Origin of the sequence: Spongorhabdus nitratireducens (assembly GCA_947387575.1) — a bacterium.
In the GTDB taxonomy this organism is placed as follows: Bacteria; Pseudomonadota; Gammaproteobacteria; order Pseudomonadales; family Endozoicomonadaceae; genus CANDOC01.
This window is the reverse complement of sequence record CANDOC010000009.1, coordinates 269,532-283,951: the sequence shown is the minus strand read 5'-3', so window position 1 is coordinate 283,951 and position 14,420 is coordinate 269,532. Positions and strand designations below refer to the sequence as shown.

12 protein-coding genes and 3 tRNA genes are annotated in these 14,420 nt (G+C 48.1%); 3 read left to right on the top strand and 12 right to left on the bottom strand.

Annotation, left to right across the window (positions count from 1 at the left end; genetic code table 11):
- From ACYZZ0_RS17535 to ACYZZ0_RS17525, 3 genes are all read right to left on the bottom strand, one after another.
- A tRNA-Val gene (locus ACYZZ0_RS17535) sits at nucleotides 1–73 on the bottom strand.
- An 89-nt stretch (nucleotides 74–162) separates the two neighbouring features.
- Nucleotides 163–239, bottom strand: a tRNA-Asp gene (locus ACYZZ0_RS17530).
- A gap of 52 nt (nucleotides 240–291) precedes the next feature.
- Nucleotides 292–367: transfer RNA gene (locus tag ACYZZ0_RS17525), tRNA-Val, on the bottom strand.
- A 248-nt stretch (nucleotides 368–615) separates the two neighbouring features.
- On the opposite strand from ACYZZ0_RS17525, the gene rdgC reads away from it, so the two are divergent.
- Nucleotides 616–1,530: a recombination-associated protein RdgC gene (gene rdgC, locus ACYZZ0_RS17520; RefSeq protein WP_461537943.1), complete on the top strand. Its 915-nt coding sequence runs from the start codon at nucleotides 616–618 to the stop codon at nucleotides 1,528–1,530.
- An 82-nt stretch (nucleotides 1,531–1,612) separates the two neighbouring features.
- Here rdgC and ACYZZ0_RS17515 read toward each other — a convergent pair whose 3' ends face one another.
- From ACYZZ0_RS17515 to dapA, 4 genes are all read right to left on the bottom strand, one after another.
- On the bottom strand, nucleotides 1,613–2,500 hold the full coding sequence (locus ACYZZ0_RS17515) for a tetratricopeptide repeat protein (protein WP_461537942.1): 888 nt from the start codon (nucleotides 2,498–2,500) through the stop codon (nucleotides 1,613–1,615).
- Between the two features lie 572 nt (nucleotides 2,501–3,072).
- Nucleotides 3,073–4,176: a phosphoribosylaminoimidazolesuccinocarboxamide synthase gene (locus ACYZZ0_RS17510; protein WP_461537941.1), complete on the bottom strand. Its 1,104-nt coding sequence runs from the start codon at nucleotides 4,174–4,176 to the stop codon at nucleotides 3,073–3,075.
- Nucleotides 4,177–4,281: 105 nt separating this feature from the next.
- On the bottom strand, nucleotides 4,282–5,391 hold the full coding sequence (gene bamC, locus ACYZZ0_RS17505; RefSeq protein WP_461537940.1) for an outer membrane protein assembly factor BamC: 1,110 nt from the start codon (nucleotides 5,389–5,391) through the stop codon (nucleotides 4,282–4,284).
- A 96-nt stretch (nucleotides 5,392–5,487) separates the two neighbouring features.
- Entirely contained in the window at nucleotides 5,488–6,369 is an 882-nt protein-coding gene (gene dapA / locus ACYZZ0_RS17500) for a 4-hydroxy-tetrahydrodipicolinate synthase (RefSeq protein ID WP_461537939.1), read from the bottom strand.
- A gap of 538 nt (nucleotides 6,370–6,907) precedes the next feature.
- On the opposite strand from dapA, the gene ACYZZ0_RS17495 reads away from it, so the two are divergent.
- Nucleotides 6,908–7,438, top strand: coding sequence for a peroxiredoxin (locus ACYZZ0_RS17495; RefSeq protein ID WP_461537938.1), 531 nt, complete (start codon nucleotides 6,908–6,910; stop codon nucleotides 7,436–7,438).
- Nucleotides 7,439–7,517: 79 nt separating this feature from the next.
- Here the strand turns inward: ACYZZ0_RS17495 and ACYZZ0_RS17490 are convergent, their stop codons facing one another.
- On the bottom strand, nucleotides 7,518–8,588 hold the full coding sequence (locus tag ACYZZ0_RS17490; RefSeq protein WP_461537937.1) for an AI-2E family transporter: 1,071 nt from the start codon (nucleotides 8,586–8,588) through the stop codon (nucleotides 7,518–7,520).
- A gap of 51 nt (nucleotides 8,589–8,639) precedes the next feature.
- Entirely contained in the window at nucleotides 8,640–8,900 is a 261-nt protein-coding gene (locus ACYZZ0_RS17485; protein WP_461537936.1) for a sulfurtransferase TusA family protein, read from the bottom strand.
- A gap of 231 nt (nucleotides 8,901–9,131) precedes the next feature.
- On the opposite strand from ACYZZ0_RS17485, the gene ACYZZ0_RS17480 reads away from it, so the two are divergent.
- Nucleotides 9,132–10,598 carry a M48 family metalloprotease gene (locus tag ACYZZ0_RS17480; protein ID WP_461537935.1) on the top strand — a complete coding sequence of 489 codons (1,467 nt, stop codon included), beginning with the start codon at nucleotides 9,132–9,134 and terminating at the stop codon, nucleotides 10,596–10,598.
- A 172-nt stretch (nucleotides 10,599–10,770) separates the two neighbouring features.
- On the opposite strand, the gene ACYZZ0_RS17475 is transcribed toward ACYZZ0_RS17480, so the two are convergent.
- The 3 genes from ACYZZ0_RS17475 to ACYZZ0_RS17465 all read right to left on the bottom strand — a co-directional run bounded on the left by ACYZZ0_RS17475 (nucleotide 10,771) and on the right by ACYZZ0_RS17465 (nucleotide 14,350).
- Nucleotides 10,771–11,931 carry an O-antigen ligase family protein gene (locus tag ACYZZ0_RS17475; RefSeq protein WP_461537934.1) on the bottom strand — a complete coding sequence of 387 codons (1,161 nt, stop codon included), beginning with the start codon at nucleotides 11,929–11,931 and terminating at the stop codon, nucleotides 10,771–10,773.
- A 116-nt stretch (nucleotides 11,932–12,047) separates the two neighbouring features.
- Entirely contained in the window at nucleotides 12,048–12,908 is an 861-nt protein-coding gene (locus ACYZZ0_RS17470) for a glycosyltransferase family 2 protein (protein WP_461537933.1), read from the bottom strand.
- A 17-nt stretch (nucleotides 12,909–12,925) separates the two neighbouring features.
- Nucleotides 12,926–14,350: a mannose-1-phosphate guanylyltransferase/mannose-6-phosphate isomerase gene (locus tag ACYZZ0_RS17465; protein WP_461537932.1), complete on the bottom strand. Its 1,425-nt coding sequence runs from the start codon at nucleotides 14,348–14,350 to the stop codon at nucleotides 12,926–12,928.
- Between the last annotated feature and the right edge of the window lie 70 nt (nucleotides 14,351–14,420).

Sequence of the window (14,420 nt, the reverse complement as noted above, 5' to 3'; positions counted from 1 at the left end):
TGGGTGATGACGGGATCGAACCGCCGACCCTCTGCTTGTAAGGCAGATGCTCTCCCAGCTGAGCTAATCACCCTGAAATCTGCGCTGCACTTTACCGTGCAACTTGTGATAAATCAACAACCTGATTTATCAAACACGCTTAAAACAAAATATTGTAAAGCGTGGCGGACCGGACGGGACTCGAACCCGCGACCTCCGGCGTGACAGGCCGGCATTCTAACCAACTGAACTACCGGTCCGCATTCTTTTTCAATTGCCTTGATTGCCTGTCGTAATCAAAACAATAAAATGTGGTGGGTGATGACGGGATCGAACCGCCGACCCTCTGCTTGTAAGGCAGATGCTCTCCCAGCTGAGCTAATCACCCTGAATGATCATTAATTGATCTGCCCTGATATGCGTCGTTGACCGCTCATCTCAGGACGGCGCGAATTATAAGCAGGGGATTGTTCAGACTGCAAGTCCGAAAGTGCAAATTTCGGTAAATACGTTTTATGATATCAACCAGCTTTATCTGTATCTGATTTTCATTTCTTCTATATAGAAGCATCGTCTTTTATTCAGACATGCTTTACTTCACTCACAATGGCGCCCTCAAGGGAGCAGAATCCGTTTATGTGGTTTAAAAATCTTATCCTTTATCGCTTTACCCAAACACTGGAAACAGATAACGAGACACTTGAGACCAAACTGGCTGAAAAGCGTTTTCGCCCCTGTGGCTCCCAGGACACTGTGACCTATGGCTGGGTTTCCCCTCTGGGTGAAGACAGCGAGATGCTGACGCATGTTGCCGGTCAGTGCACAATGATCACCGCCTGCAAGGAAGAAAAAATTCTTCCTGCTTCCGTTATTCGTGAACATGTAGAGGAGAAGGTTCAACTTATAGAAGCTGAACAGGGCCGCCAGGTTTTCCGTAAGGAAAAGGAGAGCATTAAAGAAGAAGTCATCCAGACTTTGCTGCCTCGAGCCTTTACCCGCCGCACTAAAACCTTTGCCTATATCGATCGCCAGCACGGCTGGATGATTGTCGATGCAGGCAGTTTTAAAAAAGCCGAAGAGATGACTGCAGCATTGCGTCAGGCCATTGGCAGCTTGCCGGTTGTTCCACCGGCGCTTAAAACAGCACCTACCGCAACAATGACACAGTGGATCAAGGCAGGTGACATTCATATGCCCACCAGTTTCTCCCTTGGAGATGAGTGTGACCTGCGCGACCCAGGCGATGAAGGCGGTATTGTTCGCGCCCGCCGTATGGATCTGGGTGCTGAAGAGATCACTCATCATTTGGAAGCAGGCAAACTGGCAAACCGCCTGGCACTTTCATGGAATGAGGATCTGAGCTTCGTACTCGGAGAAGATCTGATTATTCGCCGCTTGAAATTTGGTGACCTGCTGCAGGAGCAAGCTGAGGAACAGGGTGGTGAAGACCGGGCCAGTCAGTTTGATGCCGACTTCAGCATCATGCATATGACACTGGCACGCTTTCTGGGTGAACTGGTCAATGTGCTCGGCGGTGAAGTTGAGAAGTAATCACTAGCGATAAGACTGCTAACATCCAGCCCTTCTATGTAGCTTTCTGCGTAGCTATGTAGAAGGACTGGATAAAAGCTTATCAGTGCATCAGGCTAAATAACCGGTTGCGATATCGCTTGATCAGAGGGTCACCCTTTTCCAGCTGGGAGAAAATCTGCAACATCAGTTTGCGGGCACCATCATCCCGAAACTCACGGTCAACCCGGATAATAAACAGCAGCGATTCCAGAGCGGCTTCAGCCTCATTAGCCAGCACCTGATACATAGCCAGCTGGTAACGGGCTTCATGATCTTTTTCGTTGGCTTCCAGGCGCCCTTCGAGTACCTCCCGCGGTTCGGCATCACCCATCTGATCAACAAAAGCCAGACGGCTGCGAGGACCGGCAGCTTCTGCAAGATCAGCCGGCAGTGCATCCAGAATCATTCGTGCCTGATCGGTGCGTCCCAACTTCAACAACAACTCAGCCTGCAGCACCTGCAGAGCATTATTCTCAGGCTCCTGCGCCAGAATATGTTGCAACAGTTGTAGCGCTTCTTCTGTCTGGCCATTTTCAAGTAGCAGATCAATTTCCGCCTTGACCTTTTCAGCCGGACTCATAGTCAGCTCATCCAGAATCTGGCACAGATCACTTTCCTGCTGTACACCTGCCAGCACAATAGGCTGACGGTCGGCACTCATGGCAACCTGCCCCTTATCCAGAAAGATTAATGTCGGAATACTGCGCACACCTAATTGCTGCATCAGCTGATGCGCCAGCCCCTGCTGAGCTTCTGCATCCAGCTTGGCCAGAATAAATTTTCCCTGATAAGCCTCTACCAGCTTCATCAGAACAGGTAATTGCTGTTTGCAGGGCTCACACCAGTCTGCCCAGATATCCAGCAACACGGGAACTGTCTGGGATTTTTCCAGAACTTCTGCCCTAAAATTCTCGGCAGTAACCTCAATGACATGTGACATCTGCATCATCTGACCGCATCCATAACCAGGTGAATTGAAAATTTGTTATTTCGAAGAAAAAAATTTTCATTTTTTCTCTTCAAAACTCTGTTTACCCACAGGCAGAGTTCTATTTTTTCCACCATTATCCACAACAAAAAGTTACTCACAGTTTCTGTGGATAAGTATGTGGATTAATCTTGCACAAAGGGTTGAAACGCCTGTAAACACTTGCCTTCCAGCAAATTGATCATTTTTTAACCAATCAAAAAAACCATGAAAATCAGCAAGTTACAGCACCAGAAAACTAACACTAACCCTTTATGCACATCCCTTGTAATTTTTTTGCAAAAAAAGACTGTGCTTTTATCCAATGTGCATAAGAAGGCCCGGGCAATCCATACCGGATCGAATTAACAAGGTCAATAGCCAGAAGTAGCAGAGAACAAAAAAAACGCAAATAAATTATTTGAGGTTTTTATGTGGACAACTTTTTGAGAGGGTTGGTCTGTTAATAGAAACCGGTGAATGGCGAACGGTATGAAAAGAGAAGTTCGAACCTGCTTCATCATTCATACCATTCACCTGTCACTATTCACTGCTTAGGCAATAAGCCCATACTCATCCCGGAGAATATCAATAATCTCGGAACGGGGATTATCTGAAAGCTGGAGTTTCTTGCCGATTATCTTTTCAGCAATGCCAACATAGGTCTCGGATACTTTCATCAGTACAGAGGCTGGCAGCGCGTTATCCTTCGCCAGGGCCTGACGCTCCTCCATCCGATCCTTATTCAGCAGTACATCAGGATCCGGGAAGTGGCTCAACAGTAACTGACGGAAGCTCTCCTTGGAATTTTCTACCACTTTGCCTTCGCGGTAAGCAGGACCATCCCAGATACGGGAGGAGTCCGGTGTACCCACCTCATCCATATAGATCAGTTTTTCCTGACCACTGGCATCAGTGACATAGCCAAACTCAAACTTGGTATCGACAAATACCTGATCCAGTTTCGCCAGCTCATTACTGATGACGTCAAAACCTTCTTTCAGCAGCTTTTCATACAGGTCGATATCTTCCGGACTACGGAAACTGAACGCCTCATAGTTATTCTCGATATCACTACGGGTGATATTCACATCATCAACAGCAGGCACACCGGGAATACCTTCAAGCACACCTTTGGTTGAAGGGGTAATCAGCAGCTCAGGCAGCTTCTGGTCTTTTTCCAGCCCCTCAGCAATCTGGATGCCGCAAAACTCACGCTCCCCCTTGGCATAGGAACGCCACATGGAGCCGGTAATATACTGGCGACAAATCGCCTCTATCATCACCGGGCGGGCTTTCTGCACAATCCACACCAGCGGATGAGGAATATCCAGAATATGGCTGTCAGCCAGCCCCTGTTCCCGGAACAGCTGGAACCAGTGATTAGAAATAGCATTCAATGCCGCACCCTTCCCCGGTACGCCATTCATGCCACCTTCTCCATGCCAGATGCAGTCAAAGGCAGAAATACGATCACTGATCACCATAATCGCCAGCGGTGCATCGGCAGCAACATCGTAGCCCTTTTCCTGGATCAGGCGACGACTATCTTCTTCTGTCAGCCAGTACACCGAGCGCACTTTGCCACTGTGCACCGGACTGTCGGTACGAATTGGCAAATCGTTGTTAACAGCTAATACCTTGTCAGCAAGACTCATCCGCAGTAGTCCTATTGTTATTTATTTAAGGGCAGCTTCAGCTTTTCACGGTCATATAAAACGAAGCCCCGGCATTGGCCAGGGCTTCATTGTCAAACAGACGGGTTAGTCCAGATTTCGCTCGATCACCTTGAGCAGCTTTTCAGCGACATCGTTCGGTGCCAGATGATCCGCATCCAGCTGGATCACTACCTGGGTTTCATCACCGGCCCGAGCCAGCAATACCTGCAAGGTCATCAGGCCATCTTCATCTTTCAGCTGCGGCTTGTCTTTCTTGCCACCACCGAACAGATTGGCCCAGAAGCCCGGCTCTTCATCTTCTACCGGGATCTCGATATTTTCATTGACCTTGATGTAGTAAATCCCTGCACTGCGGTCACGGTCAGCGACCGGAATACGTGATTTTTCTATCGCACTGCCGACAGCGGCCCAGCTACGTACAAACGGCACTTTCATCTTCAGTACCGGCGCACCACTGCCCTCATAAGCCAGTACAGTCTGTGCTTTCAGATCAAGCGCCTGGTTCTGGGTAGAAGCGGTAACGGCTGCTTCTTCACCAGCCATATAGGCAACCAGTTCATTCAGCAGTACCAGAGTCGGCCCCTGACCACTGTTCTTCCATTCGGAGCCTTCACCACGGCCATTCAGCGGGCGACGCGCATAATTCATTTTGACAGCAGAACCCGCAGCATCAGGCTTCAGCTCGATATGCAGACGAGTTTCTTCTTCCGGGGTGCTGGTGAACCAGCGCTTGATGAAACCCTGCTTGTCGTTTTCCAGCTGCATCCAGCCTGTTTCAAGCGTACCGTTCTGTGAGCTGCTCGCAGTCACCGGCAAACCGGTATTCTCAACAAACTGCACCAGTACCGGCCAGACCTGTTCCGGAGTACGGTCAGTAATCAGACGGGTAACACCATCATGAGTCTGAATGCTGTAGCTGTTGGTATCTGTTCTCAGAGTAACCTGAGGCAGAGGAACATCAGTGCTATCCCGCTCAATATTATTGCTGGCCGGAATCGCTGGAATAGGCATCAGCTCAGCAGTCGCGCGAGGATCCATATCTGCCGGAATTTTCAGTGCCGGTGCTTCACGCTCTTCAGCGTAGTCACCACTTTTATCCCGAAAGTAGCCTTCCTTGCCAAACGGGTTCAGGCTGCATCCGGCGGTAAACACTACCGCACCGGTTACGATCAGGGTTTTGACCGCCAGATTCATTCAATGGCTCTCCTTACCGGAAAATACTGTTGTCCGAAGCATACTGCCTTCCTGCTGCTTTAAAGAAAACAACATGCTGCGGATATCGTTATTCAATCAGGACTTTAACAGCCCGGCACCCTGAAGTGCTTCACGTACAACTGGCTGACAGGCTTCAGACAGCCAGGTCAGGGGAAGACGAATACCTTCCTGCATCATTCCCATCTCAGTCAGCGCCCATTTAACCGGAATCGGGTTGGATTCGACAAACAGGTTGCGGTGTACGGCCATCAGAGATTCATTCAATTCTCTGGCAGCATTCACATCACCGGCGATAGCCAGTTCACACAACTGGCTCATGGCTTTTGGAGCCACGTTTGCGGTCACAGAAATATTACCGTGGCCTCCGGCCAGCATCAGCTCGACCGCGGTTGCATCATCACCGGAATAGATCGCAAAGTTGTCATCACAGCCTTCCAGTAGCGTTCTGGCACGATCAATATCGCCAGTCGCTTCCTTGATTCCGACAATCCCCGGAATCTCCGCCAGCCGGATGACAGTTTCCGGCAGCATATCAACCGCGGTACGACCTGGAACATTATAAAGAATCTGCGGAATATCTACGGCTTCAGCAACAGCTTTGTAGTGCTGAAACAGACCTTCCTGAGTGGGCTTGTTGTAGTAGGGTGTTACCAGCAGGCAAGCATCCGCGCCGGCATCTTTGGCTTTGCGGGTCAGGTGAATGGCTTCTGCTGTTGCATTACCACCGGTTCCGGCAATAACAGGAATGCGTCCGGCCACCTGTTTGACAACACGCTGGATCACATCACAGTGTTCATCCACAGCCAGCGTTGCAGATTCCCCGGTGGTACCAACAGCAACAATACCATTGGTTTTATTAGCCAGGTGAAAATCAACCAGCCGTTCCAGTGCTTCTGTATCAACGTCACCTGATGCACTCATTGGCGTCACCAGCGCGACAAGACTCCCTGTGATCATGCATACACCCCACGGAAATAAAGCGTAATCTTACTGTTGCCGATAATCTTGTACAAGCAAGACACCACACTGCAGTAGTAATTCAACGCAAAGCAAAGGTTGTTTTAGCAGCAAAACACTAAAAAGCCTACTGTTTCGCATGCAGCAAATTCCGAGCTTTCGCTGTCATAAGATGTGTAGTGTATTATTGGGGACATGGCTTGAAGAGAGACCCGGAGCAAGGTCCTTCAACGAGCCATTCTGATGTTGCAATACATCACAACAGAGAATCAGCTGAAGTAACCCGGATAGCTCAATGGATAGTTCAGTGGGAAGCTCCGTGGATGGTTCAGTGGGTAGATCATTGAATAGATCAGAACAATAACACCCAAAAAATGCACTACCGGGTAAGGAATTAGCAGGGCAGCAAGTTTTAGGCTTTAAAAGGTACAGGAAGGAAGATCGGCCAGTACTCCCGGACCCGTACTCCAGAATAGCGCCTCAATCCAGACAGGGTTTAACACCAACAACGATTATCGAGAGCGAACAAGGGAGCATCATGAGCGTAACGTTAGGAAAACCGGCACCGGATTTCACCGCCAAAGCCACAAGTAACCAGACAGTTAGCCTGGAAGATCTCCGGGGTAAAAATGTCGTGCTCTTTTTCTATCCCAAAGACAATACACCCGGCTGTACCAGTGAAGGGCAGGCGTTTACCGAACACTTTGATGCTTTCCATGAAAATGACACCATCATTTTTGGCGTATCAAAAGACGGCCTTGAATCACATGAAACCTTCAAAGCGGCTCAGGCTTTTCCATTTGAATTGATTTCGGATGAAGATGAAGCTCTATGCAAGCTGTTTGATGTGATTCGCCTGAAGACCATGAACGGGGAAGAGTTTATGGGAATCGAGCGCAGCACTTTCCTGATCGACAAGGACGGTATACTGCAGCATGAATGGCGCAAGGTTCGTCTGAAAGGTCATGTAGATGATGTATTGCAAGCATCTTATGCCTTGTGCAACCCGACGCCGGTAGAAGAGCCCAAGAAGCCTGCCGCAACGGATGAAGTTGCCGAAGCTGACTGAGTTAACTTCAGGCTGGTTGCCACACACCGACAACCAGCCCTTTTCTTTCTTGTAAGCCTGCTATTTGAGCAACTTCCCGCTACCCAGGCTCGCCTTCAATTTCTGTTTTTGGCCATGCATTCAAGACGGCTTTAAGCAAGGTTGCCAGCGGAATGGCAAAGAACACACCCCAGAATCCCCAGAACCCACCAAACACCAGTACGGCAACAATAATGGCAACCGGGTGCAGATTAACGGCTTCGGAAAACAGTAAGGGTACCAACACATTGCCGTCCAGTGCCTGAATAATGCCGTAGACAATCATCAGCAGGAAGAATTCGTTTCCCCACCCCCACTGGAACAGACCGACCAGCGCAATCGGAATGGTAACCACTGCAGCACCGATATAAGGAATGACTACAGAAATGCCTACGGCCAGACTTAACAGCACCGCATAGTTCAGACCAAGGTAGAAAAATGCAATCCAGCTGACTGCAGCCACTACAGCAATTTCAACCGCCTTGCCCCGAATATAATTGGATATCTGCTGATTCATTTCCTCAGCAACCTGTTTCAGCAACCGGCGCTCACGTGGCAGACGTGCAGTGAACCAGGCAGTGATTTCCTGTCGATCCTTGAGAAAGAAGAAAATCAGGATCGGAACCAGTACCAGATAGATCAAAAGACCGACAATACCCGGCAGACTGGCCAGGGAAGATGACAATGCCCACTGCCCGAATTTTCCAGCCTGAGCGGTAGAACGTTGAATCAGTGCTTCAATCTGGTCTTCAGAGATAAAACCGGGATAGGTACGCGGCAGCTCCCGCAGCAACTCCTCACCATGAATGACCATTCGGGGCAATTCATTAACAAAGTTCGTTATCTGATCCCACAGCAGTGGTATCAACATGAAAACGAAAAAGAGTAACAACGTCACAAACAACAAAAACACCGTTGTTACCGCTAACAGATGCGGCATGGCAGCCCGCCGCTCCATCCAGCCAACAACCCCCTGCAGCAGATAAGCCAGCAGCATTGATGCGAATACCGGTGTCAGCATGCCTCCCATGGTAATCACCACGGCAAAGCCACAAATCAGCAGCAGCAACAAAACGACTGCTTCTTCATCTGACAGGTAACGCTGGATCCACCCCTTGAAAATTTTAAACATATTTAGATTTTTCATAATGCTTGAATAATTCCCTGCCTGATCCAGCCGACATCACTGTCTGGCAGCGCCTGCTTCAATCCAGTATTTGTATACCCCTTCAGACTCTTCTGCATACTGCAACTGGTGCTGACTCAGTCGAATATAACTATGGATGTCGCGCCATGATCCACTATCGGTAGCAGTCAGCAGCAAGACTTCCCCTGCCTCCATTTTATTCAGCTGCTGTTTACACTTCAGCAGCGGCAGCGGGCAGTTCATTCCGGAGGCATCCAGCTCATGATCAACCTTCACGGGAACATCCATATCAGCCATAACAACAGTCTCTGACAGAAAACATAATTACCCGGCGAGCAGTCTGCACGCGGTACTCCGAATGATACTCTTTGGGCATTCCAACAAATCAGGGTAGAGTGTACCCTATGAAGCGCATTGAACCAGCCTGCTTTTTGTAATGGCTAGGGGCTGTTGACGACCTTGGCATATATTTGTGTGAGCAGAGTATCTCGCTCACGGCTGACTAGAGACGGAACCATTAGCAAATCAATGATAACGCAGCTTGTAAAATCAGTTGCCCGGGGTATTGCTTGCTCAGTAATTGTCGGGACTGGCTTTGTTATAACACCCTCCAATGCAGGTGAACTGCAACTGCCGTCTCTGGGCGACTCCACATCTGCCATTGTTTCCCAGCAACAGGAACATGAACTCGGTCGAGCCTGGTTACAGGTACTTCGCTCCCGGGTCAGCACACTTCCTGACCCCGAGATAAAAAGCTATACCGAATCCCTGATCTATCGTCTGCTCGCTGCCAGTGAAGTGCGCGACCCCCGGCTTGAAATCATTATGATGGATACGCCGCAGTTCAATGCCTTTGCTGTTCCCGGCGGCATTATCGGTGTCAATGGTGGACTTTTTCTCTATGCGAACACCGAGCAGCAATTTGCCTCCGTTCTGGCACACGAACTAGCTCACCTGAGCCAACGCCATTACGCACGCAATGTAGAAGAGGCCAAACGCAGCAGCCTCCCCACTGCAGCAGCTCTGATCGGCAGTATCATTTTGGCCGCCACCACCGGCAGCGATGTAGGTATTGCCGCACTGTCCTCGACGATTGCCGGCGCCCAGGCCCGTCAACTGAGCTTCAGTCGCCAGTTTGAGAAAGAAGCTGACCGGGTTGGTATCCAGACGATGATCAATGCCGGTATGGACCCACGAGCCATGCCGGAAATGTTTGAACAGCTGATGCAATCTGCACGCTTCTCCGGCGGCAGCATGCCGGAATTTCTGCGCACTCACCCGGTAACCGAAAACCGGGTGGCTGACTCCCGAGCCAGAGCTGAACAGTATCCAGCAAAGCCTTATAAGGATTCACTAACCTATCATCTGATGCGTGCCCGAATGCAGGTTCACTATGCTGCATCAACTGAAAACAGTGTCCGCCGGTTTGAAGCTGAGCTGGAAAGTGGCCGAACAGCCAACAAAGACGTAACTCGTTATGGGCTGGCTTATGCACAACTTCGCAATGCCCAGCCACTACAGGCAGAAAAAACTCTGGCCCCCCTGCTGAAACAGGATCCTGAGAACAGCCATTTCATTTACCTTCAATCTCAAATCCTTCTGGCCCGCCAACAACCGGAACAGGCAAAAGCCCTGATAGAGAAGTCGCTGAAAATCTATCCGGGAGATTTAAGTCTGAGTATCAGTCTGGCGAATACCTATGAGCTGCAGAAGGAATATCAGAAGGCTGTCATCGAACTGGAAGCGTTAACCCGCAAGCGTCCGAATGACCCGGATATCTGGTATGACCTGGCCGAAGTCCAGGGCAAGGCTCGCAACACACTGGGCGTACATATGGCACGCGCAGAGTACTTTTTCCTGACCGGAAATATGGATGATGCCCTGCAGCACCTGGAATATGCGAAGAAACTGGCGGGAAGCAACTACGCGCTGGTAAGTCGCATTGATAGTCGAATGGAAGAAGTCAGGGCTTACAAAGAAAAGATGAAGTTCTGAGTCGGGCGACTTCTGACAACAGAGGGAAAGAGAATATGCTGAACAGCAAGGGATTACTGACCATTATTATGGTGGCACTGGCTTTGTCAGGTTGTTCACCGATTCCGGATTTGCCGGGGCCTATAGGCATCCCTGGGTTATAAAATCACATTGAAAAGCACACCTCTCCTATTCAGCTACTGGTGTGCTTATCTTTGGGTTCGAATGCATTTGCAAATAACAAAGGCAAAAGAAAAGCATAGAAAAAACCATTGGGATAAGTAAACAACCTGTCTCCAGTAAAAGTAAAAGTGGCCAGCATTCCAATTAGAACAAAGTCCCATAAATGAGCCTTTCGTCCTTTGAAAAAAATCAGAAAAGGTCTGCGAAACACACATAAAGAAAACAGGAAAAAACCAACAAGACCACTATAAAATAACGTACTGAGATAAATAGAATGGTAATACGCCATTCGATGCTGCGAAGTGAAGTTAACGGCATCTGCAGCAATCCCATGTCCAAATAAAAAGGAGTGATAATCAATAAAAATAGAATTTATCGCATTCTGATAAATTTCAAAACGTGAATTATCTCCTCTTTCAAGCAACCAGATTAGATATTCATTATCAAAAACAAAAGCCGACAAACAAAAAATCACTACCATGACCAAGCAATATGACATATAGCGCACTGACCTGGTTGAAACCAATCTATAAAAAGCGAACGATAAAATCCCAACAATTAGCCCTAAAAAAGCAGCACGAGAACCTATCTCTACCAACCCATATATAAAAACAGCAGTGAAAGCGAAATAAATAATTTTATCTCTAATGGTATTGCAAAAAATGCCTTTCCCTATGGAAAAAATAGCCGCCGACGACAGAAACCAAGCGACTGCATTAGGGTTATCAAATGCACCAAAGCCATGAGTCATATAGCTGTGCTCAACAACAGCATTAGCGAACAATATCAGCGCAGACAATACATAAGCATGGCCCGTGACAATTTTCGATAGTGGGTTTTGTGCCATATAAAAGACCAAATAAACCACTACTAAAGTAGAAAGTATTTTTATCGCAAGATTATCAAACTGCCCTAACTTGGATAGAGGTGACCAAAGCAATGAAGTCAGGCACCACAACATAAATAGAGCAAGAATACGGGTAAAATAATTGGCCCATATCATTTCTAGCATCCTTCTACCGCATAGTAGAAGGACGGGCAGACAAATAGCTACCCGAAAGATATTGACTGCAAGTTTCTCATAACTGACCATGACAAATAGAAGCATGACGAATGACAAAACCCAGGCTGGCCACGCCACTGCCTGAATTTTTTGCATATGGTTTGTCATTCCGTTAGTCCTGTAGCGTTTTGTTTGATCTTGCTTTATTTATGCAATATCGACCAGCAAAAAAAAAGCCCTGCAAGTTGTTTACAGGGCTTTCTTATAAGAGTGGGCAGAAGAGCTTAAGCAATCATTCTGAAGATACCTTTGAGCACTTTCACCGGGTCGTCTTTAATAGACAACTGCTTTATAAGTTCCCTCGCAAAGGACTTATCCCGATTTGCCACCTTGACAAAAGTGCTCACGAGCAGCCTCTTCTTTACCAGCTCATACTTTGGGTGGCCACTATATGCACTGAGAATCTTCATTTCATTTTCAAGCATAAAGCGATAGTTTGAGTGCGTATTACTGCCATGTTTTCTGTAATAAGCAAACAGATCATTCAGAATAACTATCTTGTATCCGGCATTGGCAAGTTTCAGCCACATATACATATCTTCAATCCGGATATCCGGATCATAATCACCAACCTCATCCAGAGCCGATCTTCTGATCATGGCTGTTGGCGCTGCTGGCCCCGGTATGTTTTGCCAGAACAATTCATCAAAACCCAACTCTCTTTCCGGACGGATACGCTGTTTTGCTAGTATTTCACCATTATCATCGATATTTATAATATTTCCGGCACATACCGCAGCATCTGGCCTGCTTTCCAGCATCGCAACCTGCTTCTCTATACGATCCAGGAACATGATATCGTCCGATGCAAATGGACAGATATATTTACCCTTAGCCAGAGACAGCCCTTTATTCAGCGTTTTAATCAAGCCCATATTAGGTTGATGCTCATAATAAAAGCCATATTTCCTGGACATCTCTTCCAGTATTTGCGGGCAGTTATCACTGGAGCCATCATCAAGAACAATCAGCTCAATGTTCTTGTATGTCTGATCAACAATACTGCGGATGGCTTTTTCAACAAACGCCTGATGGTTGTAGCATGGCACTAAAACAGTAACAAGCGGTGAACTATCTACTTCCATTTTCCCTATACCTGATATCAGTTTCGGCCATAAGTATCTTTTATCCGGACGATATCATCCTCACCGAGATAGCTGCCACTCTGGACCTCTATCAGCTCAAGATCAAACTTGCCCGGGTTTTCGAGGCGATGGACAGCGCCTATGGGAATATAGGTAGACTGGTTCTCTGTCAGCAATATTTCCTTATCGCCATTTGTGACCAGTGCGGTACCTTTAACTACAATCCAGTGTTCTGCCCGGTGATAGTGTTTTTGAAGTGAAAGCTTCGCTCCAGGTTTGACAGTAATATGCTTGACTTGGAACCGCTCTCCACTATCAATTGAGTCGTAGGCTCCCCACGGGCGGTAGGCTTTCCGATGAAGCTTTGCTTCTGATCGCTGGTCGGCTTTGAGCGACTCCACGATTTTTTTGACATCCTGCACCCGATCCTTGCTGGCGACCAGTATGGCATCGTCACTTTCAGTAATGATCAGGTCATTTACGCCAACTGTAGCGATCAGTTTCTTTTCACTACGGATCAAACTGTTGCTCGTGTCATGCAGCAACACATCGCCCTGAACAGCATTCCCGTTTTGATCTTTCCGGGCGATATCCCACAGGGAAGACCAGGAACCCACATCAGACCAGCCTGCATCCAGAGGGACGACAAAAGCATCCTCTGTCTTTTCCATCACCGCATAATCGATGGAGTCATCCGGACAAGTTTTAAATGCAGTCTCATCCAACCTGACAAAATCCATATCAGGATGCTCGGTCGCTATAGCCTTGCGGCATGCCTGCAGAATTTCCGGCTGGAACTTCTGCAATTCCTGTAGGTACCTGGAAGCCTTGAACATGAACATGCCAGAGTTCCAATAGTATTCCCCAGAGGCCAGATACTTCTCTGCTGTTTCCCGGTCGGGTTTTTCAACAAACTCCTGAACAGGATAAACACTACCTTGCTGCAAACTCTTCGATTGAGAGTGAGCCTTGATATAGCCATAACCCGTTTCAACATGCGTAGGTACGATACCAAAGGTCACCAGCTTGCCATCCCCGGCAGCCGGTAAAGCGACACTGACAGCTTGATGAAATGCACTCTGGTTCTCAATGACATGATCCGCAGCAAGAACCAGCAACACCGGATCATCACCCTCAGCTACAGCTTTCAGAGCAGCCAAAGCGACAGCGGGTGCAGTATTGCGACCTACAGGTTCCAGAATGATGGCAGAGGCTTTTTGCTGCAGCAGCCTGAATTGTTCTGCAACCAGAAAACGGTGTTCTTCATTGGCAATGACCAGAGGAGCACCTATCCCGGACAAACCTTGCAGCCTGGTTACCGTGTTCTGAAACATGGTCTGCTCATTCACCAGAGGCAAAAACTGCTTCGGATAGAGAGACCGGGACTGTGGCCAAAGACGGCTACCAGAGCCGCCAGACATAATTACAGGAAGAATCGTCATATTTTTGGTCAAGAAGGGGGGAGGAGTCGTAAGCTTCAAATATCAAATTATGAGCACGTCTTGTAATCAC

Excerpts from the sequence above, each read along its gene's own strand:
- rdgC (WP_461537943.1), top strand. The coding sequence starts at position 616 with ATGTGGTTTAAAAATCTTATCCTTTATCGCTTTACCCAAACACTGGAA.
- ACYZZ0_RS17515 (WP_461537942.1), bottom strand. The coding sequence starts at position 2,500 with ATGATGCAGATGTCACATGTCATTGAGGTTACTGCCGAGAATTTTAGG.
- ACYZZ0_RS17510 (WP_461537941.1), bottom strand. The coding sequence starts at position 4,176 with ATGAGTCTTGCTGACAAGGTATTAGCTGTTAACAACGATTTGCCAATT.
- bamC (WP_461537940.1), bottom strand. The coding sequence starts at position 5,391 with ATGAATCTGGCGGTCAAAACCCTGATCGTAACCGGTGCGGTAGTGTTT.
- dapA (WP_461537939.1), bottom strand. The coding sequence starts at position 6,369 with ATGATCACAGGGAGTCTTGTCGCGCTGGTGACGCCAATGAGTGCATCA.
- ACYZZ0_RS17495 (WP_461537938.1), top strand. The coding sequence starts at position 6,908 with ATGAGCGTAACGTTAGGAAAACCGGCACCGGATTTCACCGCCAAAGCC.
- ACYZZ0_RS17490 (WP_461537937.1), bottom strand. The coding sequence starts at position 8,588 with ATGTTTAAAATTTTCAAGGGGTGGATCCAGCGTTACCTGTCAGATGAA.
- ACYZZ0_RS17485 (WP_461537936.1), bottom strand. The coding sequence starts at position 8,900 with ATGGCTGATATGGATGTTCCCGTGAAGGTTGATCATGAGCTGGATGCC.
- ACYZZ0_RS17480 (WP_461537935.1), top strand. The coding sequence starts at position 9,132 with ATGATAACGCAGCTTGTAAAATCAGTTGCCCGGGGTATTGCTTGCTCA.
- ACYZZ0_RS17475 (WP_461537934.1), bottom strand. The coding sequence starts at position 11,931 with ATGACAAACCATATGCAAAAAATTCAGGCAGTGGCGTGGCCAGCCTGG.
- ACYZZ0_RS17470 (WP_461537933.1), bottom strand. The coding sequence starts at position 12,908 with ATGGAAGTAGATAGTTCACCGCTTGTTACTGTTTTAGTGCCATGCTAC.
- ACYZZ0_RS17465 (WP_461537932.1), bottom strand. The coding sequence starts at position 14,350 with ATGACGATTCTTCCTGTAATTATGTCTGGCGGCTCTGGTAGCCGTCTT.